Raw genomic sequence first — 24,600 nt, 5'->3', positions numbered from 1 at the left:
AATCAAGGAGAACACCATGCTGATACTCACCCGCAAAGTCGGTGAAAGCATAAACATTGGTGACGACATCACGATCACCATTCTGGGCGTTAGCGGCCAACAAGTACGGATCGGCATCAACGCCCCGAAAAACGTTGCGGTGCATCGTGAAGAGATCTATCAGCGTATTCAGGCCGGCCTTACCGCCCCTGACAAGCCGCAAACTCCCTGAACATTGCAGCAGTCCGCAGCCAGCCCGTTTGCATCGTCGCAATGGCTGGCTAAAGATTCTGGCCGACTGCGCCGCACCCTGCCCCACCCCGCCTTCTTTCGCCCCGCCCGTGAATCGATACTAATGGCATGGCGCTTGGCATGGCTGTCAGACGTTTCGTTTTAATGATGACGAAGCAGGCGTTCGCGGCCGGTCAGCCCAAGCCCACGCCGCGCGCCATGCCTGTGGCGGCGACGACCATCAAGATCAGCAACAAGGCTTCGATGTGGCTGATCCGTGCAAGTCGGCCGGCTTTCGAAGGATCGATCGCCCTCCCTTTGCCCAGTGCCATTCGCCATTTGATCAGGGCGATCATCGGTACGATCTCTAGCAGCAGAATCAGCAGCAACAACGTCATCTTCAAGTGAAAAAGCGGTTGATGCAGGTAGTAATCCGTGCCTTTTTCATACCCGCCGAAAGCGCGCATCCCACCGGTTACCAACAGCACCAGGGCCGACAGGCCCCACAGGTTGTCAGCGACCAAGACACCCCGTATCGCATCCACACCGCCTGCCAGGCGCCTTAGCGCCGTGCCGCGCGTCAGCACCGCCCAGAACCCTAGGGCGAACGCCAGCAGATGAATTGCCGCAAGCGACCAATGAGCCAACATGGAAGACTCCTGACAGTGGGAACGTCGAATCGACCAGACAGTACTAGCTCATGAAGGAATGATTGCCAGGCTGAGCACAAAAAATTGTGGGATCTTCAATGTATGCGATGCCTGTGGACCGCTCAAAAAACTGTGGGAGCGAGCTTGCTCGCGATGGCAATCTTTCATTCAACATTATCGTTGACTGATTCGACGCTATCGCGAGCAAGCTCGCTCCCACAATTGGATGAACGCCACTGGCCCTGTGGGAGCGGGCTTGCCCACGAAGACGGCGGCTTATTCAACATCTCAGTGACAGAGACACCGCTTTCGCGAGCAAGCCCGCTCCCACATGGACTCGGGTTGACTCAGTCCGCCAATCGCCAGGTCGTCCCGCCCTTCCCGTCTTCCAGCACCACGCCCATGGCGGTGAGCTGGTCGCGGATGCGGTCGGATTCGGCCCAATTCTTATTGGCCCGGGCAGCCAGGCGTGCCTGGATCAATGCCTCCACCTCGGCGGCGTCCACACGGCCTGCGGCACCGGCCTGCAGGAAGTCATCGGCTTCGAGCTGCAACACACCCAGCACGCTGGCCAGTTCTTTCAGGCGGGCCGCCAGGCCAGCCGCGGCATTGAGATCGCTCTCACGCAGGCGGTTGATCTCACGCACCATCTCGAACAGCACCGCGCAGGCTTCCGGCGTGCCGAAGTCGTCGTTCATTACTTCGGTGAAACGCGCCACGAACGCTTCGCCACCGGCAGGCGGCACGGCGGGCAGGCCCTTCAAGGCATGATAGAAACGCTCCAGGGCGCCCTTGGCGTCCTTGAGGTTGTCTTCCGAGTAGTTGATGGCGCTGCGATAGTGGCTCGACACCAACAAGTAACGCACGACTTCCGGGTGGTACTTGTCGAGCACGTCGCGGATGGTGAAGAAGTTGTTCAAGGACTTGGACATCTTCTCGCCGTTGATCCGGATCATGCCGCAATGCATCCACGCGTTGGCGTAGGTCTTGCCGGTGGCCGCTTCGCTCTGGGCGATTTCGTTTTCGTGGTGCGGGAACTCCAGGTCGCTGCCGCCGCCATGAATGTCGAACGTCTCCCCCAGGCAGCAGGTGGACATCACCGAGCATTCGATGTGCCAGCCCGGACGCCCGGCGCCCCATGGCGATTCCCAGCTCGGCTCGCCCGGCTTGACGCCTTTCCACAGAACGAAGTCCAGCGGATCTTCCTTGGCTTCGTCGACCTCGATCCGCGCACCGATGCGCAGGTCTTCGATCTTCTTGCGCGACAGCTTGCCATAGCCCATGAACTTGCCGACGCGGTAGTACACGTCGCCATTGCCCGGGGCGTAGGCGAAGCCCTTGTCGATCAAGGTCTGGATCATCGCGTGCATGCCCGGAATGTGGTCGGTGGCACGCGGCTCCATGTCCGGCTTCTTGATGTTCAGGCGCGCTTCATCTTCATGCATCGCGGCGATCATGCGCTCGGTCAACGCTTCGAACGACTCGCCGTTCTCGTTGGCGCGGTTGATGATCTTGTCGTCGATGTCAGTGATGTTGCGCACGTAGGTCAGGTCATAACCGCTGAACCGCAGCCAGCGGGTCACCAGGTCGAAGGCGACCATGCTGCGACCATGGCCGAGGTGGCAGTAGTCGTACACGGTCATCCCGCAGACGTACATGCGCACCTTGTTGCCATCCAGCGGCTTGAAGACTTCTTTGCTCTTGGTGAGCGTGTTGTAGATCGTAAGCACGGTGTTTCCTTAAGACTTGATCACTGGCCCCACGAATCACGCAGGGTCACGGTACGGTTGAATACCGGCTGGCCTGGTTTCGAGTCCTTGATATCCGCGACGAAGTAGCCTTCGCGCTCGAACTGGAAACGGTCTTCCGGCTGTGCATTGCCCAGCGAGGGTTCAGCACGACAACCGGTCAGCACTTGCAGTGAGTCAGGGTTGATGTTGTCCAGGAAACTCGCGCTGTCTTCGGCCTTCTCCGGGTTCGGAGAGCGGAACAGGCGATCGTACAGGCGCACTTCGCACTCGACGCTGGCAGCGGCCGGCACCCAGTGGATCACGCCCTTGACCTTGCGGCCCTCAGGGTTCTTGCCCAGGGTGTCCGGATCGTACGAGCAACGCAGCTCGACGATGTTGCCGTCGGCGTCCTTGATCGCTTCGTCGGCACGGATCACGTAGCTGCCGCGCAGGCGCACTTCGCCGTTCGGCTCCAGGCGCTTGTAGCCTTTTGGCGGCTCTTCCATGAAGTCATCGCGGTCGATGTAGATTTCACGGGCGAACGGCAGTTTGCGCACGCCGAGTTCTTCTTTTTGCGGATGACGCGGCAGTTCGAGGTTTTCGACCTGGTCTTGCGGGTAGTTGGTGATCACGACCTTCAACGGACGCAACACGCACATGGCGCGCGGGGCATTCGCGTCCAGATCCTGACGGATGCTGAACTCGAGCATGCCGAAATCGACCACACCGTCGGAACGGTTGGTGCCGATCATCTCGCAGAAGTTGCGGATCGACGCCGGCGTGTAGCCACGGCGGCGGAAGCCCGACAGCGTGGACATGCGCGGATCGTCCCAGCCATTGACGTGTTTCTCGTCCACCAGTTGCTTGAGCTTGCGCTTGCTGGTGATGGTGTAGTTCAGGTTCAAGCGGCTGAATTCGTACTGGCGCGGGGTGGCCGGCACGGGCAGGTGCTTGAGGAACCACTCGTACAACGGACGATGGCTTTCGAACTCCAGGGTGCAGATCGAGTGGGTGATGCCCTCGATGGCGTCCGACTGACCATGGGTGAAGTCATAGTTGGGGTAGATGCACCATTTGTCGCCGGTCTGGTGGTGATGGGCGTGACGGATGCGGTACATGATCGGGTCGCGCAGGTTCATGTTCGGCGAGGCCATGTCGATCTTGGCACGCAGCACCCGTGCGCCGTCCGGGAACTCACCGGCGCGCATGCGAGCGAACAGGTCCAGGTTCTCTTCCACGCTGCGCTCACGGAACGGGCTGTTCTTACCCGGCTCGGTCAGGCTGCCGCGGTACTCCTTGGCCTGCTCGGGGGTCAGGTCGCACACGTAGGCGTTGCCGGACTTGATCAGTTCCACCGCCCAGTCGTGCAACTGGTCGAAATATTGCGAGGCGTAGCGCACCTCACCGGACCATTCGAAACCCAGCCACTTGACGTCGCTTTCGATCGCGTCGATGTACTCCTGGTCTTCCTTGGCCGGGTTGGTGTCGTCGAAACGCAGGTGCGTGACGCCGCCGAACTCCTGGGCCAGGCCGAAATTCACGCAGATCGACTTGGCATGACCGATGTGCAGGTAGCCGTTGGGCTCCGGCGGGAAACGAGTGACGATCTGTGTGTGCTTACCCGAGTCCAGGTCCGCCTGGATGATCGGGCGCAGGAAATTGACCGGCACGGCCGGGCCGGTCTTGGAATTCGAGGTAGGGTCGACAGTGGGCTTGCTCATAGGATCCTTGAACAGACAAGTGCGCGGCCGGGTGCGGCCTGATAAATCAAAGCCCGTATCATAGCCGATGCTGTCAAGCACCTGACAGGCCAGGCCGGCAAACGATTGAATTTAATCGCCGGCCAGATGAAAAACAGCCTCGAAATTCGTGCCCGGCACGCTAAACTGCCCAACCTGGCCGATTGCAGCCAGACCGGTTGCGGGCGTTTGTGCCCCGAAACCCACGAATTCCTTGAAAGAGTACCGACCATGAGCAAAGTCAAACTGACCACCAACTTCGGTGACATCGTTCTGCAACTGAACGCCGAGAAAGCGCCGCTGACCGTGGCCAACTTCATCGAATACGTCAACGCCGGCCACTACGAAAACACTGTGTTCCACCGCGTCATCGGCAACTTCATGATCCAGGGCGGCGGCTTCGAACCGGGCATGAAGGAAAAGAAAGACAAGCGCCCGAGCATCCAGAACGAAGCCGACAACGGCCTGCCGAACAAAAAGTACAGCGTTGCCATGGCCCGTACCATGGAGCCGCATTCGGCCTCCGCGCAGTTCTTCATCAACGTGGCCGACAACAGCTTCCTGAACCACAGCGCCAAGACCGTACAGGGCTGGGGCTACGCGGTGTTCGGTGAAGTGATCGAAGGCACCGACGTGGTCGACAAGATCAAGGGCGTCGCCACCACTTCCAAGGCTGGCCACCAGGACGTCCCGGCAGACGACGTGATCATCGAGAAAGCCGAGATCATTGAGTGATACTGCTGATTTCAGACTTGCATCTGGAAGAGGAGCGCCCGGACATCACCCGGGCGTTTCTGGATTTACTCGCCACACGCGCCCGCTCGGCGCAAGCGTTGTACATTCTGGGCGACTTTTTCGAAGCCTGGATCGGCGACGATGCCATGACGCCGTTCCAGCGTTCCATCTGCCAGGCCCTGCGCGAATTGAGCGACAGCGGCACGGCCATCTTCCTGATGCACGGCAATCGCGACTTCATGCTGGGGCAGGTCTTTTGCAAAGCGGCCGGCTGCACCCTGCTCAAGGACCCGAGTGTCGTGCAACTCAATGGCGAGCCGGTGCTGCTGATGCACGGCGACAGCCTCTGCACCCGCGACGAAGGCTACATGAAGCTGCGGCGCTGGCTGCGCAACCCGGTGACGCTGTTCATCCTGCGGCACCTGCCGCTGGGCAGCCGCCAGAAACTGGCGCGCAAACTGCGCAGCGAAAGCCGCACGCAGACACGCATGAAAGCCAATGACATCGTCGACGTCACGCCCGAAGAGATCCCGCGGATCATGCAGCAATACGGGGTGAAGATCCTGGTCCACGGCCACACCCACCGCCCTGCCATCCACAAGCTGCAACTGGGCGAACACGCCGCCCGGCGCATCGTGCTGGGGGATTGGGACAAGCAAGGCTGGGCGTTGCAGGTGGATGAACAGGGGTTTGCGCTGGCGCCGTTTGGGTTCGCCCCGCCGCCGCAGCTGCCTGCCCCCCACCCAACCTGAGATCCCCCTGTGGGAGCGAGCTTGCTCGCGATAGAGGTGTTTCAGTCAACATAAAAGTTGACTGTCAGGCCGCCATCGCGAGCAAGCTCGCTCCCACATTGAATTGTATTGACCTTTGGATCAGTGCCCCGCCGACGCCGGCCCCGCCTTCGCCGCGAACGGCGGTTTGGCCAGCCAAACCAGCAGGATCAACCCCATGAACGCCCACCCCAGCAGCGTGAAGTAATCCACGGTGGAGAGCATGTACGCCTGGCTGTTGAGAATCTGGTCGAGCTGGGCATAGGCCGGTGTGCTGGCACCGCCGAGCTGGTTGAGCGCTTCACGGGTGGCGGGCTCGAAGGTGCTGATGCTTTCGCTCAGGTAGGCATGGTGCTGGTCGGCCCGACGGATCCAGATCCAGGTGGTCAACGATGCGGCAAAGCTGCCGCCCAGGGTCCGCAGGAATGTCGCCAGCCCTGCACCGTCGGCGATCTGGTGGGGCGGCAGGTCGGACATCAGGATGCTCAGGGTCGGCATGAAGAACAGCGCCACGCCGATGCCCATGAACAACTGCACCAAGGCAATGTGCTGGAAATCCACCTCGTTGGTGAACCCGGCGCGCATGAAACAGCTCAGGCCGATGGCCAGGAACGCCAGGCCCGCCAGCAAGCGCAGGTCGAACTTGTGGGCATACTTGCCGACGAAGGGCGACATCAACACCGGCAGGATACCGATGGGTGCCACCGCCAATCCGGCCCAGGTCGCGGTGTAGCCCATCTGGGTCTGCAACCACTGCGGCAGGATCAGGTTGATGCCGAAGAACCCTGCGTAGCCCCCCACCAACACGATGGTACCGATGCGAAAGTTGCGATAGGCGAAGAGCCGAAGATTGACCACCGGATGCCGGTCGGTCATCTCCCAGATCACGAACACCGCCAGGGCAATGACCGAAATCACAGCGCCCATGATGATGAAGTTCGACTCGAACCAGTCCAGGTCGTTGCCCTTGTCGAGAATCACCTGGAGCGCACCAACACCGATGATCAGCGTGATCAACCCCACATAATCCATCGGCTGATGGCTGGTGACCACCGGCCGCGCCTTGAGTTGCTGGCGCACCACCATCACCGCGAAGACGCCGATGGGCACGTTGATGAAGAAGATCCACGGCCAGCTGTAGCTGTCGGTGATCCAGCCGCCGAGGATCGGTCCGGCAATCGGCGCCACCACCGTGACCATCGCCAGCAACGCCAGGGCCATGCCCCGCCTGGCCGGCGGATAGACGGCAATCAGCAAGGTCTGGGTCATCGGGTACAACGGCCCGGCCACCAGCCCCTGGAGTACCCGAAAGCCAATCAGCTCCGGCATCGAGGTGGAAATGCCACACAAGAATGAAGCGAGCACGAACAGCATCGTGGCCCACAAAAACAGCTTCACCTCGCCAAACCGACGGCTGAGCCAACCGGTGAGCGGCAGGGCGATGGCGTTGCTCACCGCGAACGAGGTGATCACCCAGGTGCCCTGCTCCGAGCTGACGCCCAGGTTGCCGGAAATGGTCGGCAAGGCGACGTTGGCGATGGTGGTGTCGAGCACTTGCATGAACGTCGCCAGCGACAGCCCGATAGTGCTGAGCAACAGGCTGGGCGGCGTGAAGGACGCGTTATTGCTCATTGCGAAATCCTATGAAACAGAGGTGGCGAAATCGTTTAGGTCAGGACACAAACCCTGTGGGAGCGGGCTTGCTCGCGAAGACGATTCCACGTTCAACATCTGTGTTGACTGATACTGCGCATTCGCGAGCAAGCCCGCTCCCACAGGGTTCTGCACCATCCTGCTGATGCAGAGGCCGGCCTGCGACAGTGCTCAGCGCTGCGCGGTCTTGCTCGCCGCGGAACTGTTGTCGTGGATCAGGCGGGTGATCATCGCGTCGGCCTCGGCCAACTGCCGGTCATAGACCTGGGTGCTGAACGAGGCTTTCTGCGGTGGCTGTTGGGCCAGCACCGGGCCGCTCTGGTCGTGCAGGTTGACGCTGACCTGGGTCGACAGGCCGACTCGCAGCGGATGTTTGGCCAGTTCTTCGGCATTGACATGAATGCGCACCGGCACCCGCTGGACGATCTTGATCCAGTTACCGGTGGCGTTCTGCGCCGGCAGCAAGGCGAACGCACTGCCAGTCCCGGCGCCCAGGCTGTCGATGGTGCCGCTGTACTTCACATCACTGCCGTACAGGTCGGCTTCGATGTCCACCGGCTGGCCGATGCGCATGTCGCGCAATTGGGTTTCCTTGAAGTTGGCGTCGATCCACAGCTGGTCCAGCGGGATCACTGCCATCAACGCCGTGCCCGACTGCACCCGTTGGCCCAGTTGCACGGTGCGCTTGGCCACATAGCCGGTGACCGGTGCGATCAAGGTGCTGCGGGCGTTGGTCAGGAAGGCCTGGCGCAATTGCGCGGCGGCAGCTTGCACATCGGGATGGGACGACACCACGGTATCGTCCACCAAGGCGCTGGTGGTCTTGAGCTGTTGCCGGGCATTGGCCAGGGCATTCTGCGCCGAGGTCAGGTCATCCCGGGCGTGGGACAGTTCCTCCTGGGAAATCGCTCCGCCGGCCGCCAGGTTCTTGCGTCGGCTGTAGTTTTCCTGGGCCTTCTGCACTTCGGCCTCTTGGGCATTGACCTGCGCCCGCATGCCATCGACGTTGCTGTACAAGCCACGCACCTGGCGCACGGTCCGGGCCAGGTTGGCCTGGGCACTTTGCAGCCCGACTTCGGCGTCGTTCGGGTCGAACTGCACCAGCACCTGGCCTTCACGCACCAGGTCGCCGTCATCGGCACCGATGCTCACCACGGTGCCGGTAACCAACGGCGTGATCTCCACCACGTTGCCGTTCACATAGGCATCGTCGGTGCTTTCGCTCCAGCGGCCATACAGTTCATGCCAGCCCCACACGCCCAGGCCCGCGAGTATGACAATCAGCGCCAGTGCCAACAGCATCACCTTGCGCTTGCGTGGGTTGCCGCTGTCTTGTGTATTTTCGGATTGAGTCGTTTCGGCAGTCGCCATGACAAGTACCTCGAATCAGTGGGTCGGCGTGGCAGGGGTCGGCGTGGCCGCCGCCAGGGTCTGGGCTTCGAAACCACCGCCCAGGGCCTGCATCAGTTGGATCGACAAATCGATCTGCTCGGCATTCAGGTTCGCCAGTTGGCGCTGGGCCTGGAGCAATTGCTGCTCGATGCTCAGCACGTCCAGGTAATTACCGATGCCCGAGCCGTAGCGCTGGACCACGGTGTCGTAAGAGTTCTGTGCGATGTCGGTGGCATGTTGCTGGGCACCGATCTGGCGAGCGATGTCGCGCAACTGGTTGATGGTGTCACTGACATCGCCAAGGGCCGTGACCAGGCTCTTGTTGTACTGCGCCACCGCCAGGTCGTAATCGGCGTCCCGGGCATCCAGGTCCGCCCGTAGGCGACCACCGTCGAAGATCGGCAACGACACGGTGGGCGCCACATTGAAGAAGCGGCTGGGCGAACCGAACATCGCATCGCCGAGCAATGACTGCACCCCCGCCGCCGCGCTCAGGTTGAGGTTGGGGTAGAAGTTGGTCTTGCCGGCCTCGATGTTCTTGCTGGCCGCCTCGACCCGCCAGCGCGCCGCGACCAGGTCCGGACGGCGGCCCAGCAACTCAGCCGGCAGGTTCGACGGCAAGGCGACCGCGCTGGCTTGCAGCACCTTGGGCCGGGCGATTTCACTGCCGCGATCCGGGCCCTTGCCCAGTAGCACCGCCAGGGCGATCTTGGCGCTTTGCAGGCGTTTTTCTGCGTCGATCAAGGTCGCATCGGCGCTGGCTTCCAGGCTTTCGGTCTGCTGGAACTGGTACTCGCTGTCGATACCGGCGCTGAGGCGGCGCTTGCCCAGGTCGAGCATCTGCCGGGTGCGCTTGAGGTCTTCGGCGGCCAGGTCATGAATGATGTGGGCCTGGCCCAGGTCGCTGTAGGCCCGGGCCACGTCGGCGGCCAAGGTCAGTTGCGCGGCCTGGCGATCGATCTCGGCGGCGCGGGCCTGGCCCAGGGCGGCTTCCCAGGCGGCACGCTGGCCACCCCAGAGGTCGAAGTTGTAGTTGAAGTCCACGCTCAGCGAACGCAGGGTGCTGTAAGCCCCGCCCTGCCCTTGCGGATCCTGGTCACGGGCCAGACGCGAACGGCTGACGCTGCCACTGGCATCCAGGGTCGGCAGGCGCGCCGCGTTGGCGGCATAGGCCGCGGCACTGGCCTGGTGGACCCGGGCGCTGGCGACCTGCATGTCCGGGCTGTCGCGCAGGGCTTCACGGATCAGGCCGTCGAGCTGCGGATCACCGAGGCTTTTCCACCAGTCGTTTTTCGGCCACGCGGCCGGCGACAGCGTGACCCCGGTCAGGGACTGTCCAGCCTGGAGGCTCTTGGCCTCGAGGCTGACGCCTTCGGTCTTCAGGCCGCTGTAGCTGGCACAACCGGCGAGGCTCATGGCCAACAGCACCAGGCTCAAGCGGGTACGCAAGGTTTGATGTTTCATTTGTCCCCCAATCGCAACACGGTGATGGGATCACCGGCGGCGAGCAGTATTTTCTTGAGGATGTCTTCGAGGGTTTGCAGCTCCTCGCGGCTGATGGCGCCGGCCAACTGGTTCATGGCGTCGGCACCAATGAACGGCAGGCGATCAGCGAGGGCCTGGCCGGCTTCGGTCAGCACCAACTGCACCTGGCGCCGGTCCTCTGCCGAGCGCTGGCGGACCAGGAAACCTTTCTGCTCCAGGCGATCGAGCATCCGCGTCATCGAGCCGCTGTCCAGGGACAGGTAGCGACACAGCTCCACCGGTGTGTCGATGCCGTGCTGGGCCATGATGATCAACACCTTGAACTGGGCGGCGGTTATACCGACGGGCTCCATGTGGGTGTCGATGATCCGGTCCTTGAGCAGCGCGGCGCGGCCGAGCAGCATGCCGAGGTGGCAATTGTGAAATTCGTCTGGGGTGAAATGCTTCATCTGAGCACCGTTTGCTGCCTAGGCAGTGAATGTATGTCGAGATATTACTGCTTAGGCAGCAAATGTCAAACAAATAGTTAGCTTGCTACGTACAAGCAGACAAAATGCAGACAAAACTGTGGGAGCGGGCTTGCTCGCGAATGCGGTAGATCAGTCAACTTATCTGTTGAATGACACACCGCATTCGCGAGCAAGCCCGCTCCCACAATGATTGGGAAGGACTTCAGAAATCGCGCTTGTAGAAGATATCCAGCGAACTGGCGACGCCGCTGGCGGCTTCGAGGTAAACCTTCTTGCTGAGCTTGTAGCGCAGGGCGATGGTGTTGGCCGGTTCGAACACGCCGACGCCGTAGCGCAGGCTGAGTTTTTCCGAGAGGTTGCCGCTGGCGACCACGCTGGTGGTGTTGCCGCTGCCTTGGGTGTCGAGTTGGAAATCGTCGATGCCCAGGTTATTGGCCAGGCTGCTGGTCACGCCCGAGCTGCCCATCAACCCCAGGCCCAGCGCCGCCTGGGCGAGCATGTTGTTGTCCTCGCCCGTGGTGCTCAGCGGCCGGCCCAGTACCAGGTAGGACAACGCCTGCTCCTGGCTCATGGCCGGCTCCGAGAAGATTTGCGTGGTCGGTTGCTCGGCGCTGCCGCTCAAGCGGATGCCGGCGATCACGTCGTCGGTCTGGCGAATCGCCTCGATGTCCAGGTAGGGCTGGTCGATGGGCCCGGCGAACAGCAGCCGGGCCCGACGCACCGTCAACCGTTGCCCGTAGGCCCGATAGCGGCCGTCGTTGAGCCACAGTTCACCGCGGGTGTCCAGGTTGTCGCCGATGTGCACTTGCCCCTGGACGTTGGCCGTCAGGCCGAAACCCGAGAACGCGAGTTTGTCCTGGCCGACGATCACGTCGATGTCCATCGCCATGGCTATCGGCGCCTTGCCCTCCTCGGTCTGGTGGCCGACGATCACCGTGTCATCCGACACCTTGACGGTAGACGGCGGCAGTTCGCGGACGGTGATCTCGCCTTTGGGCACCAGGACCTTGCCGGCAATGGAAAGCCGCTCGCCCTGCATCGTGATGTTCAGGTCCGGGGCGACATCGAGCACCGCGTACGGTTCGACGGTGACCGGCAGTTGGGAGCCCTTGAGGGCCAGGTTCAGGGTCAGGGCTTCGCCCCAGCCGATGTTCCCGGTCAGGCTGCCCTGCCCGCGCTTGCCGCTTTTCCAGGCGCCGTCGAGCCGTACCGTTTCGCCGGCAATCATCGCCCGCACCTGCAGGGCTTCGAGGCTGATCGGCAGTTCCGGGCCGGAGACTTCGCCGTCGCTGAGCACCAGGTTGCCGTTGACCTGGGGCGCGAGCAAACCACCCGACAACGTCCCGCTGCCGTTCAGGTGACCGGTGAGGGTTTCCACCATCGGCACGAACGGCCGGGCCACGGACAAGTCAAGGCCGGTCAGGCGGAACGAACCGCTCAAGGGCTTGCTGGCCGGCAGCGGATTGATCTGCGCCTGGAGCATCAGCTCGCCGAGCTTGGCACCGACGAAATTCAGGTCGGTGTCGATGCGCTTGGGGGTCAGGCGGCTATTGAGCGTCAAGGTCTGGTAGGGGAAGTCCAGCCATTGCGCCTTGTCCCCGGCCTTGTCACGGATGCGCAACGTACCGCCACTGGCGTCCACCAGGACCCGGCCATTCGGGCCACTCGCCGGCAGGTCCAGTTGCAGGTCCGCATTGAGCCGACCCTGCCAGGCAAAATCCTTGGGCATCCACTGGGCCAGGCTTTCGATGGGGAATTGCTTGAGGTGATAGCGCAGCTTCGGCTCCGGCATCAGCCGCTGGTCTTCACCGCACAGGCTGGCATCAAAGGAACGCCAGCAATGGGCGCCGACGTTAAGCGTGCCATCGGTCAGGCGCTCCAGTTTCGCCGGGGCTTGCAGGCGCCAGGCTTGCCCGCCGGCCTGTACTTCGCCACTGGCCAGGCGTCCGCGCCAATTGCCCTGGTCGAGGGCGCCGTCGAGCGCCAGGGTCGTGTCGAGCTGCGGCCCTTGCAAGTCCAGGTTGAGTGTTTGCCGATTGATGTCGCCCTGTCCGCTGACGGTCAGCACGCCCAGGGACGTTTCGCCGGCGCGGATGCCGCTGGCCTTGAGGTCGAGCTTGCCGCGCTGGGTGCTGTCGAGGGTCGCGTCCAGGTTCAGGCTTTGCAGGCGATTGTCCTGCAACGCCAATTGCGTGCCTTGCAGACCGAGCTTGCCTTGGGGCGCCTTGAGCGTGCCGGCGACATCGACCCGGCCAACGACCTGGCCGCGCAATTGCGGCCAGAGCTGGGCCAGGCGGGCGAGCTTGATGTCGATCTGGCCGGTGAGTTTCTGTTGCAGGCTGCCGGTGCCGTTGATGCGGTTATCCCCCAGGCGGATGTCCAGCGCGCTGAGGTTCCACTGCTCGCCGGCACCACTGGCCTTGGCCTGGAACAGCGCCGGTTGGCCGCGCAGCTTGCCCTTGAGATCCAGGTCCGCGTCGAGCTCGAGGCGGTCGTTCTTCATCGCGCCTTTGCTGCGCAACGGCCCGGCCAGGGTTCCGGGCAGCTCGCCGAGCCAGTACGCCGGGTTGATGGCCGACAGTTGCAGCGCCGTGTCCCAGGCAATGCCGTCGGCAAATTGCAGGCTCAGGTGTCCTTCGGCCTTGCCCTGCCCCGCGGCGAGCTTGAGTTGCGGCAGATGGATCTGCGTCAGGTTGCCGCTGAACGGGCTGTCCAGGCTGAACGCCCCGGCGGGGCCGTCCAGCGCGGCCTGGAAATTGCCCAGGTAGTTGCCATCGGTGTACGAGACTTCGCCATTGAAGCTGCGCAATGTCACCTGTGGCTCGTCGATCAGTGGATACAGGCGATGCCAGGGGAAATCCAGCCAGGCGACTTTCGCCTCGGCGCTCAAGCCGTCGCGCCAGTCCACTTGCCCGCTGAGTTTCAGGCTTTGCTGATTGCCGGCGTCCAGATCCAGGCCGGCGATCCGTGCGCCATTGGCGTCCACGGTGCCTTGCAGCAGCAATGCCACTGGCCCTTTTTCGGCGGGCAACGTCGCCTTGCCAAGCAATTGATAGCCATTTTTCAGATCGCCTTCGCCGGTCAATTCCAACTGATTGAGCAACAGCGTGTCCGGCAGCTCGGCGCTGGCCTTGAAACCGTCGGCGGTGATACGCACCTTGGCGGGCAGGTTGTCCGCCAGCGGTTGCAGCTCACCGGTCAACTGGCCTTGCAGGTAGCCGCTACTGTCGGCCTTGAGGTTGAGGGTCTTGAGCAGGTTGCCGTCGACTTTCAGGTCCAGGGCCCAAGGCGTGGCGCCCGGTGCTGGCAAGGTCAACCGGCCTTCGGCATTCAACGGCCAGTCGCCGCCGGGCTTGAGCAGGCCGGACAGTTTCAGACCCAGCTCATCGCGCTGCAACTGCACCGAGTCGATCTGCAGGCCCTCGGCGGTCCAATGGGCGGCCAATTGCAGGCCCTTGAGTTGCTCGCTGCCGTTGAACGACAGGCTGCCGACTTGCACATCGCCCAATTCGATCGCGAGCGGCAAGTCCAGGTCCGGCAAGCTGATCGGGCCGCTGCTCGGCTCATCGGCGGAGGCAGGCAATTGCAAGGCGACCTGGTCGGCCTTGAGCTGTTCGATGCACAGGGTCATGCGCGCCAGGCACAACGGCGACCAGGCGAATATCACTCGATCCATCGCCACCCGACTGTCGCCCTGCTGCCACAGCAGGTGATCGGCGCTCCACTGCCCGCCCAGCCGCCCCTGGAAATTCTCCACGGCCAGCCCCGGCACCAGGTCGAGGGCCCAGCGGCTGCCAAATGCCGTGCCCAGCACCGTGCTCAAGGCCAGCACGACCGCCAGCAGCCCCCCAACGAGGGCCAGTAGCGTTATCTTCACACCACGCTTCACAGCTCAGGCCCCATGGAAAAGTGCAATCGAATACCGCCTTCATCGTCCATCGCATGGGCCAGGTCGAGGCGGATCGGCCCCACCGGCGACACCCAGCGCACGCCGACCCCCACGCCGGTCTTCAGGCTAGGCAGCTCAAGGCTGTTGAAGGAGTTGCCCTGGTCGATGAACGTCGCCACTCGCCATTTTTCCGCGATGGAATACTGATACTCGAGGCTGCCGGCGACCATGTAGCGACCACCGATACGGTCGCCCTCGGAGTTTTCCGGCGACAGGCTCTGGTAGTCATAACCCCGCACGCTCTGATCGCCACCGGCGAAAAAGCGCAGGGATGGCGGAATGGATTTGTAGCCATTGGTGGCGCTGCCGCCGATTTGCGCCCGCGCCAGCAAGCGATGCTTGTCGAACACCGTGGTCAGGCCCTTGACCATGGCGGTACCGTATACAAGGTTATTGTCCGAACCCAGCCCTTCCTTGGCGACCTTGGTGTCGAACTGCAAACGGTAGCCGTTGTGCGGGTCGATGCGGTTGTCGCTGCGCAGATAGGAATAGCTCACGCCCGGCATCAACAGCGTGCTCAGGCCAGCATCGTCGCCGAGGCGGTACTCCTCGCGCTGCCACTTGAGCGACACCACCCGCTGCCAGCCGCTGGGCAACTTGCTGTGCCATTCCGGGCCCACGGTAAGCAGTTTGCTGAGGCTGTCAGTGCCGGCCAGTTCTTCATATTGATAACCGCCGGCGTAGCGCATCTTGTCGGTCAGCGGCGGGTCCAGCGGCACGTCGTACCACAGGCCGACGTTTTGCCGGGGCGCCGACACTTCCGCTTCCCAGCCATAGCTGTGGCCCTGGGGGTTGACCCAGTGGCGCGTCCAGTTGGCTTTGGCCCGGGGGCCGACATCAGTAGAAAAGCCCAGGCCAAGGCCCATGGTGCGCGGCTTGCGCGTATCGAGCTTGACCGCCACCGGAATGACATTGTTGGTGGCGGCGGTGGGGGCCGCATCCACCCGAACGCCTTCGAAATAGCCGCTCGATTGCAAGGCCTGGTTGAGTTCGGCAATCAGCTCGGAGTCGTACGCCGTGCCGGCCTTGAACGGCACCATGCGTTGCAGCAGGTCTTCGTCGAATGGCGTGTCGCCCTCGAAGCTCACCGGGCCCAAGGCATAGCGCGGGCCGCTGTCGTAGACCAGTTCGATATCGGCGATGCCCGCCTGGGGGTCCACCAGGAGTTTCTGCTGGGTGAAACGACCGCTGAAATAACCGTAGCGCGAGGCCTGGTTCTGGATCACCCGTTTAGCGTCTTCATAGCGACCATGGTTGAGTACCGCGCCGGGCTTCAGCGCGGCATTGCCGGGCACGCGAAAAGCCTTGAGCGAAGCCGCCGGCCCATCGATGCGCACCGTGACGTTGCGCAGGTGCACCGGCTCGCCGGGGTCGATGGTCAGCACCAGCCGTGGATCCTTGCCGCCCTTGACCTCGCTGTCGATCTGCGGCTGGTAGTAGCCCAGCGCCTGGGCGGCCTTGCGCGCCTGTTCCTCGGCGCCGCGACTGAAGCGCAGCAAGGCTTCCTCGTCACGGTCCCCCACGCCACCGATGTAACCTTCGACGTTGGCCTTGAGTTCATCATTGGACGGCTGGACGCGTACTTCCAATTCACTGTTTGCCAGTGCCGCGCAGCTGAAGGACAGCAAGAGCGCGCCACCGGTCATTCTTCCTGGGAGATTCATGGCGCGGATGCTATCACGAGCGTAGGTGCTTGATAGAGCCGGACATTTCCTAAAAGTTCGCCCGACTATGCCGTTGCGCTTTGCAGAATCTGCGGGTTGGCGTGGAAGAACACATGCTCGCGGATCGGTCCTACCGCGACTTCACCGATTTCCTCGTATCCCTGGCGTTTATAGAACTCAAGGTAGCGCGGGTTGCCGGTGTCCAGCACCACCCCTTGGGAATGCTCGTCCACCGCACACCAGTTATGGACCGCCTCGAGCAACTGCTCGCCGAAATGCTTGCCCTGGAACTGTGGGTGCACCCCCAGCAGCGGCAATACATGGACCGCATCCGACGGCAGGCAGGCCAGCACCGCCGCGTGGTACTCCAGATAGCGCCGGGTGCAGCGAAAACCGGTGCTCAAGACCATGCGCAGGCGCCAGGCCCAGCTTTCGGTGATGCCCAGGCGCCGCTGCGGCGGGGCGATCAGCGCGATGCCAATCAGGCGGTCGTTGACCAGCAGGCCGATGGCCGGCAGGTCCTGGAGAAAATGCTGCTTGACCAGCTCACGCACCGTGGCCCGGACCCGCTGTTCATAACCGGGACGCTCGGATTCGAACAGGTAGCTGAAGGTAGGCTCATGGCGATAGGCCTGGTACAGCAACGAACGGGCTTCGCGGGAATAACCACTGTCGAGCATATGGACGTCGGCGATGGCGGTTTCAGGCATGACGGTAGATCTCCTGGGGCGAGGCTCGATGGGGCCCTGCTCTTATTGAGTACGAACCCGATTGGGTTACGATCGTTCCTACACCCACAGGACATTAGCAGCGCATTTGTCCTACTGCCACGCTGGCTCCCTTCCCACATGTCAGCTAGCATCGCAGTTTTGCTAGGACAGCCGACCATGAAGATCGTCTCCTTCAACATCAACGGGCTGCGCGCCCGCCCCCATCAGCTGGCGGCGCTGATCGAGAAGCACCAGCCGGATGTGATCGGGCTGCAGGAAACCAAGGTTCACGACGAACAATTCCCCCTGGCCGAGGTGCAGGCCCTGGGTTACCACGTGCATTACCACGGGCAAAAAGGCCACTACGGCGTCGCCCTGCTCTCCCGCCAGGCGCCGCTGAGCCTGTACAAAGGCTTCGAAAGTGACGACGAGGACGCCCAGCGGCGCTTCATCTGGGGCACCTTCGCCGATGCCAACGGCGTACCGGTGACCATCATGAACGGTTACTTCCCCCAGGGTGAAAGCCGTGACCATCCGACCAAATTCCCGGCCAAGGAGCGATTCTACAGCGATTTGCAGCAACTGCTGGAAAGCCGCTTCAGCAACGACCAGCCGGTGGTGGTGATGGGCGACGTGAACATTTCCCCGGAAGACTGCGACATCGGCATCGGCCCGGACAACATGAAGCGCTGGCTGAAAACCGGCAAATGCAGCTTCTTGCCGGAAGAGCGCGAATGGATGGCCCGCCTGAAGAACTGGGGCCTGGTGGACAGCTTCCGCCACCTGAACCCGGACGTCACCGACCGTTTCAGTTGGTTCGACTACCGCAGCCGCGGTTTCGAGGACGAGCCCAAGCGCGGCCTGCGCATCGACCTGATCCTCACCTCCCACGGCCTGCTGCCGCGGGTCAAGGACGCTGGCGTGGACTATGAGCTGCGGGGCATGGAAAAACCGTCGGACCACGCGCCGATCTGGTTGCAATTGAGCTGATCGCGTCCCCCTGTGGGAGCGAGCTTGCTCGCGATAGCGATCCAGCTGTCACATTTGATCTTGAATGTGCTGCCGCCATCGCGAGCAAGCTCGCTCCCACATTGGATTTCGGTGCTCCGTCGTACCCCCGTCACCTTTCAGTAACCTGACTGACTTAATCTTCCGGCACTTCCTCGGGTTCAGAAGGTGCCGGCATGCGGCTGTGTGTTGTGGTTTTCATGGGCCTCTGGCTACCGTTCGTGGCATGGGCCGGCAATTTGCCCATTCCCCAACAGGGCCCAGTCTTGCGCCTCCAGGGCTCCAATACCATCGGCGCGGCGCTGGGGCCGGCCCTGGTCAGAGGGTTGATGGAAGATCAGGGCCTGCTCAGGGTCAGCAGCGAAATCACCGGGCGCGACAACGAGCAACGTATCGTTGGCCAGACCGCCGATGGCCGACGGGTGGAAGTCGACATCGCGGCCCACGGCTCCAGCACCGGTTTCGCCGCCCTCAAGCAGGCCAGCGCCGACCTGGCGGCCTCTTCCCGGCCGATCAAGGACAGTGAACTGAAGGAATTGTCGTCCCTGGGCGACCTGAAAAGTCCTGCCGCCGAGCAGGTCATCGCCATTGATGGCCTGGCGATCATCCTTCATTCCTCCAACCCGCTGCACCAACTCGATACCGTGCAACTGGCGCGGATATTCAGCGGCGAGGCAAAAACCTGGGAGGCCGTCGGCGGAACGGGCGGGCCGATTCATTTGTATGCCCGGGATGAACAGTCCGGCACCTACGACACCTTCAAGGAACTGGTCCTCAGCCGACAGGGAAAACGGCTGGATCCTGCCGCTCGGCGCTTCGAGTCGAGCGAACAGTTGTCCGACGCTGTCAGCCAGGACCCGCAAGGCATCGGCTTCATCGGTTTGCCCTACGTGCGCCAGGCCAAGGCGCTGGCCATTGTCGACGGCGCTTCCCAACCCATGCTGCCGCTCAACCACCTGATCGCCACCGAAGACTACCCACTCTCCCGGCGCCTGTTCTTCTATTTGCCCCCCTGGGGCACCAACCCGTGGGCCACGGCACTGGTCGAGTTCACCCAAAGTGACAAAGGCCAGGCCATCGTCGCGGCCAACGGTTTTATCGCCCAGACCGTCCAGGCCATGGCCGTCACACCCAATGCATTGATGCCCGAGGGTTACCAGGCCTTGAGCCGCCACGCCCAACGCTTGACCGTCAATTTCCGCTTCGAAGAAGGCAGCGCCAGCCTGGACAACAAGGCCCACCAGGACCTGAGCCGCGTGCTCGACTATATAAAGCAGCACGGCAAAGCCGACCGACGCGTGACCCTGGTAGGTTTTGGCGACGCCAAGGACGACCCGGCGCGGGCCGACCTGCTGTCCAAACTGCGGGCCATGGCGGTGCGCCGTGAACTGGTCAAATACGGCGTGGCGTTGCGGGAAGTGCGAGGGTTCGGCGCCTTGATGCCGGTGGCGGCCAATAGCGAGGATGAAGGCAGGGTTCGGAATCGGCGGGTGGAGGTCTGGGTGTACTGAACCCGTCAAGCGGCGCAAACCACCGTGGCGAGGGAGCTTGCTCCCGCTGCCACAAAAGCTCAGCGTTTATCGCGCTGGCTTCGGCGTAGGACCAAGCTCCGTCGCCTTGCGCCATTGCCTATAACTACGCCAGAATCCGCCGGCTTGTGCGCCTTAGGACCGGGCTTTACTGTTCTCCAGTCGCTGAAAATCAGCGATCGGGTTTGGTAGCCCGGGTAAAACTAAGGCGCACAGCTCCGGCATTTATTATGGCGGCTGTGCGCGGGGCGCCCTTGTGGCGCGCTGGGTTTGCCTTGGTACCCGGTCTACCAACCTGCGTGTAGCCGCCACCTAATGTTTGGTAGCAAAAGGTTGCGGCTCCAATTACCAAGGAGTTTCATCCATGTTCAAACCAACACCGAATCCATCGGATACCGATCCCACATCAAAAGCGTTCGACAAAGCCGCCGACCGCGTCCTCGACTACTACCTCAAGCCCAAGACCACCAAAGCCGAGGCTGATCCCGGCCAACTCTTCACTGTCATCAACGGTGTCGACACCGAATCCCTACTCGCCAACCTCAGCGAAACCCTGGCCTCGGCCAACGCCATGCTCGGCGACCTGGCCTTCGACCTGGAAGGCTCGAGGCGCCATATTGCCCTGGGCATCCAGCAATTGATCGAATTGAGTGGACAGCTGGCAAACCGCGCGCCGGACGACGTCGACGCGCGCTAACCGATTCACCGAACGAAATTGGCCTCTGGGTAACATTCCAGAGGCCAATGCGAAACGAGGTTTTGTGGCGAGGGGATTTATCCCCGCTCGGCTGCGCAGCAGTCGTAATCCGGCTTGCGCGGTTCATCTGTTTTTCCGTGGTGTCTGGTGTGGGGCTGCTGCGCAGCCCAACGGGGATAAATCCCCTCGCCACAGGAGTTTGTCCTTGCCGCAGGTTGTTTGCAGGGCTGAATGCTATCGATTAGCCAACTCCATGATCATCCGCGACAACAGGTAAATCCGCGGCACCACGCTCTCGACTTCCGCATATTCCTCCGGCGTATGAATGTTGCCGCCAACGATGCCAAAGCCATCCAGCGTCGGCGTGCCGACACCGGCCGAGAGGCTGGCATCCGCCGCGCCGCCGCTGCCTTCCTCGGTGAGTTTGCGCCCCAGTTCGCCATAGATGCCTTGGGCCATGGCCATCAACCGGTCCGACTCCGCCGTCTGGGGCATCGGTGGCAGGCCGCGCTTGAGACTGGTGGTGACTTCAGTGTCGGCGATCAGCTTGTCCTGCGAGACCCGTGCCAGGTCTTTTTCGATGCGGTCGAATTCTTCCGGCACCGCCGCCCGAACGTCAGCCTTGGCGCTCGCCTGGTCGGGAATCACGTTGGTCCGGTCACCAGCGTTGATCACCGTGAAGTTGATGGTGGTTTTCTTTTCCGCGTCGCCGAGCTTGCCCAGTTGCAAGATCTGGTGCGCGGCTTCCATCGCCGCATTGCGCCCCAGTTCCGGCGCGACGCCGGCGTGGGACGCTTTGCCCTTGACCTCCACCAGCGCCGTGGCACTGCCCTTGCGCCAGACCACCAGGCCGTCGGCCGGGCGACCCGGTTCGAGGTTGAGGGTCACGTCATGGGCCTTGGCGGTTTTCTTGATCAGGTCGGTGGCGGCGTCCGAGCCGGTTTCTTCGCTGGCGTCGAGCAGGAAAGTAATCTGCGCGTAGTTCTTGAAGTCCAGGTTCTTGAGCACCTTCAAGGCGTAGATCCCCGCGACGATGCCGCCCTTGTCGTCCATCACTCCCGGCCCGTAGGCACGGCCATCCTTGATATGGAACGGGCGTTCGGCGGCCGAGCCCTCCTTGAACACCGTGTCCATGTGGGCCATCAGCAGGATTTTTGCCTTACCGGTGCCCTTGAGGGTCGCCAGGATGTGCTGGGTACCGTCCGAGTTCGGCACCTTCTCAATGGTCGCGCCCAACTTTTTCAGTTCGTCGATGGCAATGTCGCCGACCTGGGTCAGCCCCGGCACATACCCGGAACCGGAGTCGATATTCACCAGCCGCTCCAGCAACTTCAGGGCCTCGCCCTTGTACTGCTGCGCATCGGTCAGGATTTGTTGATGGGGTTGGGCAAAGGCCATGGAGGTGAAGGCGCCAAGGGCCAGGCTCAGGCCGAGGCTGACGGCCAGACGGGAGCGAACAGCGGTCATCGTCATGATTTCATCCTTGTTCCGTATCGAGAGAGTGCCATGGGCACCCTACCCGACAATGAACCAAGGCTCCAGGCAGCAAGAGGCCATCTCAGACAGAAACGGCCGACGCTTCCAACACCGGTCGATGACGGTGGCAAATGACCCGGTTACGCCCGCTGGTCTTGGCTTCGTACAGCGCCTGGTCTGCATCGTTGAGCCAGAGGGTCGCGTCGGCATAAGCAGGATTGAAGATCGCGACGCCAATACTCAGGCTCACCTTCAGCGCCGGGTCCCGCTCGTAGCTGAGGGTCGCGAAGCGCTCACGCAAACCGTCCATGGCCTGCACCGCGTTGTGTTGGGTCAGGTCCGGTAAAATCACGCCAAACTCGTCACCACCATAACGCCCGACAACGTCGGCGGTACGCAGGTTCTGCCTGAGCAGCTTGCCGAGCTGACGCAGCACGATGTCGCCAGCCCCGTGGCCGTAGGTGTCATTGACGACCTTGAAATGGTCGATGTCGATCAATGCAATCGCGCCACGGGGCGTCCCGTCCGCAGGTTGGCGCACGCAACGCTGGAATTCCTCGTTGAGACGATCTTTCCAGGCGCCATGGTTCAGCAACCCGGTCAGGCTGTCGGTACGACTCAGGGCCAGCAATTCACGTTTTTGCCGGCCCAGGGTGTAGGCCTGGCGAAAGCAGATCCAACCCAGAGCCATCGGATACAGGCACAGCAGTGGCAGACACGCGTAGATCTGCGCCGGGCTGGTCATGGGCACGCTGGTCAGCGGGAAGATGACCGTGCCCACGGCGATGCCTGCCGCCTGCGCCATCACCCCCGCGAGCAGGAAACGCAGGCCACCAAGGGCGACGTTGTTCATCGCCATCATCGCCAGCGTGACGGCCGTGGGCAGCGGGTTGAATTGCATCGCCACGACCCAGAAGCCGCCGAGAAAGGCATCGATCAGCAGATTGCGGTGTTCGGCGTGGTACGGCACCGCGCTGCGACGGGCCCACCAATAAGACAGGTGCGGCCAGAGCAGGCCGTTGAACAGCATCAAGCCCCAGACCCAGGGTGCCGGGTCGAGAGGATAAAGCGCGGCGCTGACCAGCAGCAACCCCAGCGTCAGGCCCAGGGTGCGCGATACATAGAGCCTCCTGGCCAACGACAGTCCCTTTTTTCCCGGTTTTTGCATGGACGCCTCTGCACCGCGGGTTCCCGAGTCATCGGGATGGGGTTGTCTGGAGTCTATCAGGGCGGCATCAAATAGCCACCACTGATGCAGGGGTATTTATTCACATTCAAATGCGAGACTCTGATGGGATTTTGGCTATACATGACAAGGAAATCCGTAAGCCTTCGAAAGGAGGCCCCAGAGTAACGATGTCCCGGATTTAAGCTTCACTTATTACCGACTTGATCCGTTTGAACACATTCTGTCGCAGCCCATGGAGGGCAAAACATGCTGGTGTTGTGGGTAGTTCTTGCTGTACTTATCGCCTGGAGCTGGTTGACGTATCCCGGCATCGGCCATGTGATCTACGACATGAGCATGGCCTTGGAGGCACGCCTTTACCGGTTACGCAAAATCACCGTGCCCATCAGCGAAATGACCGTGTCGACCTGGCAGGGCGGGCCTTATGAAGCGTCCGCCAGCATCCTGATGCTGCACGGCTACAGCGGCGACAAGAACCTCTGGTTGCGTGTTGCCCGGCATTTTGTCGGTGATTACCGGGTGGTGATCCCTGACCTTCCCGGCCATGGCGAAACCGGCTTCAAGGCCGGCGGCGGCTACGACATCCCGACCCAGGCCCGGCGGATCATCGAGTTGCTCGACGCCTGCGGCCTGGACAAGGTCCATGTGATCGGCAATTCCATGGGGGGCCATCTCGCCGCGTGGCTGGCGGCCACTTCGCCTGACCGCGTGCTGACCCTGGCGCTGCTCAATCCGGCCGGCGTCACCTCCCCCCAGCCCAGCGACATGGACCGCCAACTGGCCGCCGGTCGTAACCCGTCCCTGGTGCATTCGCAGGAGGAGTTCATGCCGTTCTATGCCATGACCATGGCCTCGCCGCCGTGGGTACCGGGCATGGTGATGGCGGCTGTGGCCGAGCGTTATGTACAACACCGCGAAGAACTGGCGGAGATCTACGCCGACTTTCGCGCCAGCCCGTCGATGGAGCCCCACCTGACCGACATTCGCGCCCCTTCGCTGCTGCTCTGGGGCCGCCAGGACCGGGTGATCGATGTCAGCAGCGTGCCGGTGTGGAGCAAGGGCATCGCGGACTTGCGCGTGGAAATCTGGGACGGGATCGGCCACTTGCCGATGATCGAGCAACCGGGGAAAACCGCTGCGCTGTACCGTGGTTTTCTCAAGGGGTTGGGGCAGTAACGGCGATGTATAAAACAACATGAACCCAAGGTGGGAGATTCTATGGTGCAGGGCTACCCCCTAAATGCCTTTCGGTAAGTATTCGCTCTGGTTCTTCAGCAGGGCGAATACCACTCGGGCAAGCTTGCGGGCCAGTGCCACTAATGCTTCGGTTGTGCTGAGCCCCCGGGCCCTTAGTGCCTCATAAAAACCCTTCCATGCCGCTGTGCGCCTCGCCGACATCGCGGCGTTATGCATCAATCGACGGGCCTCTGGGTCACCTCGCTTAGACAGGCAGCGGCGTCCCTTCTTTTTCCCTGAGTCCGATATACGCAGGTCTAGGCCCAGAAAAGCGATGAAGGCATCGGCATTTCTGAAATCCCCACGCT

General features: G+C 62.3%; 20 protein-coding genes. 7 read left to right on the top strand and 13 right to left on the bottom strand.

The features are described from left to right. Window positions 1-16 precede the first annotated feature (16 nt). On the top strand, window positions 17-211 hold the full coding sequence (gene csrA / locus BM317_RS26660) for a carbon storage regulator CsrA (protein WP_003179932.1): 195 nt from the start codon (window positions 17-19) through the stop codon (window positions 209-211). A gap of 193 nt (window positions 212-404) precedes the next feature. Here csrA and BM317_RS26655 read toward each other — a convergent pair whose 3' ends face one another. The 3 genes from BM317_RS26655 to BM317_RS26645 all read right to left on the bottom strand — a co-directional run bounded on the left by BM317_RS26655 (window position 405) and on the right by BM317_RS26645 (window position 4,311). Next, window positions 405-860: a DUF2214 family protein gene (locus BM317_RS26655; protein WP_092175774.1), complete on the bottom strand. Its 456-nt coding sequence runs from the start codon at window positions 858-860 to the stop codon at window positions 405-407. Window positions 861-1,207: 347 nt separating this feature from the next. Next, complete coding sequence (gene cysS, locus BM317_RS26650) at window positions 1,208-2,590, bottom strand: cysteine--tRNA ligase (protein ID WP_092175770.1); 1,383 nt, start codon at window positions 2,588-2,590, stop codon at window positions 1,208-1,210. 20 nt (window positions 2,591-2,610) lie between these two features. Further along, window positions 2,611-4,311, bottom strand: a complete 1,701-nt coding sequence (locus BM317_RS26645) for a glutamine--tRNA ligase/YqeY domain fusion protein (RefSeq protein ID WP_092175766.1) — start codon at window positions 4,309-4,311, stop codon at window positions 2,611-2,613. A 249-nt stretch (window positions 4,312-4,560) separates the two neighbouring features. Here BM317_RS26645 and BM317_RS26640 point away from each other — a divergent pair, with 249 nt between their 5' ends. After that, complete coding sequence (locus BM317_RS26640; RefSeq protein ID WP_072405388.1) at window positions 4,561-5,064, top strand: peptidylprolyl isomerase; 504 nt, start codon at window positions 4,561-4,563, stop codon at window positions 5,062-5,064. Beyond that, a complete protein-coding gene (locus BM317_RS26635) occupies window positions 5,061-5,816 on the top strand; it encodes a UDP-2,3-diacylglucosamine diphosphatase (RefSeq protein ID WP_092476880.1) in 756 nt (251 codons plus the stop codon). Before BM317_RS26640 ends, BM317_RS26635 begins: the two co-directional genes overlap by 4 nt. A gap of 120 nt (window positions 5,817-5,936) precedes the next feature. Here BM317_RS26635 and BM317_RS26630 read toward each other — a convergent pair whose 3' ends face one another. The 7 genes from BM317_RS26630 to BM317_RS26600 all read right to left on the bottom strand — a co-directional run bounded on the left by BM317_RS26630 (window position 5,937) and on the right by BM317_RS26600 (window position 17,157). Beyond that, window positions 5,937-7,466 (bottom strand): DHA2 family efflux MFS transporter permease subunit, encoded by a 1,530-nt coding sequence (locus BM317_RS26630; RefSeq protein WP_092175758.1) that lies wholly within the window; start codon window positions 7,464-7,466, stop codon window positions 5,937-5,939. Window positions 7,467-7,658: 192 nt separating this feature from the next. After that, on the bottom strand, window positions 7,659-8,858 hold the full coding sequence (locus BM317_RS26625) for an HlyD/EmrA/EmrK family protein (RefSeq protein WP_092476878.1): 1,200 nt from the start codon (window positions 8,856-8,858) through the stop codon (window positions 7,659-7,661). A gap of 15 nt (window positions 8,859-8,873) precedes the next feature. Next, entirely contained in the window at window positions 8,874-10,343 is a 1,470-nt protein-coding gene (locus BM317_RS26620) for an efflux transporter outer membrane subunit (protein ID WP_092175750.1), read from the bottom strand. Beyond that, window positions 10,340-10,813 (bottom strand): MarR family winged helix-turn-helix transcriptional regulator, encoded by a 474-nt coding sequence (locus tag BM317_RS26615; RefSeq protein WP_072405232.1) that lies wholly within the window; start codon window positions 10,811-10,813, stop codon window positions 10,340-10,342. Before BM317_RS26615 ends, BM317_RS26620 begins: the two co-directional genes overlap by 4 nt. Before the next feature lie 223 nt (window positions 10,814-11,036). Continuing rightward, complete coding sequence (locus BM317_RS26610) at window positions 11,037-14,723, bottom strand: translocation/assembly module TamB domain-containing protein (RefSeq protein ID WP_092476876.1); 3,687 nt, start codon at window positions 14,721-14,723, stop codon at window positions 11,037-11,039. Further along, a complete protein-coding gene (locus BM317_RS26605) occupies window positions 14,720-16,447 on the bottom strand; it encodes an autotransporter assembly complex protein TamA (protein ID WP_218190561.1) in 1,728 nt (575 codons plus the stop codon). The genes BM317_RS26610 and BM317_RS26605 overlap by 4 nt, the downstream gene beginning before the upstream one ends. Before the next feature lie 65 nt (window positions 16,448-16,512). Then, window positions 16,513-17,157, bottom strand: coding sequence for a GNAT family N-acetyltransferase (locus tag BM317_RS26600; protein ID WP_092175736.1), 645 nt, complete (start codon window positions 17,155-17,157; stop codon window positions 16,513-16,515). A 177-nt stretch (window positions 17,158-17,334) separates the two neighbouring features. Here BM317_RS26600 and xthA point away from each other — a divergent pair, with 177 nt between their 5' ends. The 3 genes from xthA to BM317_RS26585 all read left to right on the top strand — a co-directional run bounded on the left by xthA (window position 17,335) and on the right by BM317_RS26585 (window position 20,391). Beyond that, window positions 17,335-18,147, top strand: coding sequence for an exodeoxyribonuclease III (xthA, locus tag BM317_RS26595; RefSeq protein WP_092175732.1), 813 nt, complete (start codon window positions 17,335-17,337; stop codon window positions 18,145-18,147). Window positions 18,148-18,341: 194 nt separating this feature from the next. Next, window positions 18,342-19,676: a substrate-binding domain-containing protein gene (locus BM317_RS26590; RefSeq protein WP_092176677.1), complete on the top strand. Its 1,335-nt coding sequence runs from the start codon at window positions 18,342-18,344 to the stop codon at window positions 19,674-19,676. Between the two features lie 382 nt (window positions 19,677-20,058). Continuing rightward, window positions 20,059-20,391: a DUF6124 family protein gene (locus BM317_RS26585; RefSeq protein ID WP_092176672.1), complete on the top strand. Its 333-nt coding sequence runs from the start codon at window positions 20,059-20,061 to the stop codon at window positions 20,389-20,391. A 234-nt stretch (window positions 20,392-20,625) separates the two neighbouring features. Here BM317_RS26585 and BM317_RS26580 read toward each other — a convergent pair whose 3' ends face one another. Next, the gene (locus BM317_RS26580) at window positions 20,626-21,864 is read right to left on the bottom strand and encodes a M20/M25/M40 family metallo-hydrolase (protein WP_092476872.1); all 1,239 of its coding nucleotides are present in this window, start codon (window positions 21,862-21,864) and stop codon (window positions 20,626-20,628) included. A gap of 85 nt (window positions 21,865-21,949) precedes the next feature. Continuing rightward, window positions 21,950-23,035, bottom strand: coding sequence for a diguanylate cyclase (locus BM317_RS26575; RefSeq protein ID WP_092476870.1), 1,086 nt, complete (start codon window positions 23,033-23,035; stop codon window positions 21,950-21,952). 267 nt (window positions 23,036-23,302) lie between these two features. Between BM317_RS26575 and BM317_RS26570 the strand changes: the two genes are divergently transcribed. Then, window positions 23,303-24,232 (top strand): alpha/beta fold hydrolase, encoded by a 930-nt coding sequence (locus tag BM317_RS26570; RefSeq protein ID WP_060738204.1) that lies wholly within the window; start codon window positions 23,303-23,305, stop codon window positions 24,230-24,232. A gap of 60 nt (window positions 24,233-24,292) precedes the next feature. Here BM317_RS26570 and BM317_RS26565 read toward each other — a convergent pair. Beyond that, window positions 24,293-24,600 (bottom strand): transposase (locus tag BM317_RS26565; RefSeq protein ID WP_139236075.1); only part of this gene is annotated, 308 nt, incomplete at its 5' end.

Origin of the sequence: Pseudomonas sp. NFACC24-1, assembly GCF_900115235.1 — a bacterium.
Lineage (GTDB): Bacteria > Pseudomonadota > Gammaproteobacteria > Pseudomonadales > Pseudomonadaceae > Aquipseudomonas > Aquipseudomonas fluorescens_AA.
The sequence above is the reverse complement of the archived record's forward strand: the minus strand, read 5'-3'. Positions and strand labels throughout refer to the sequence as shown.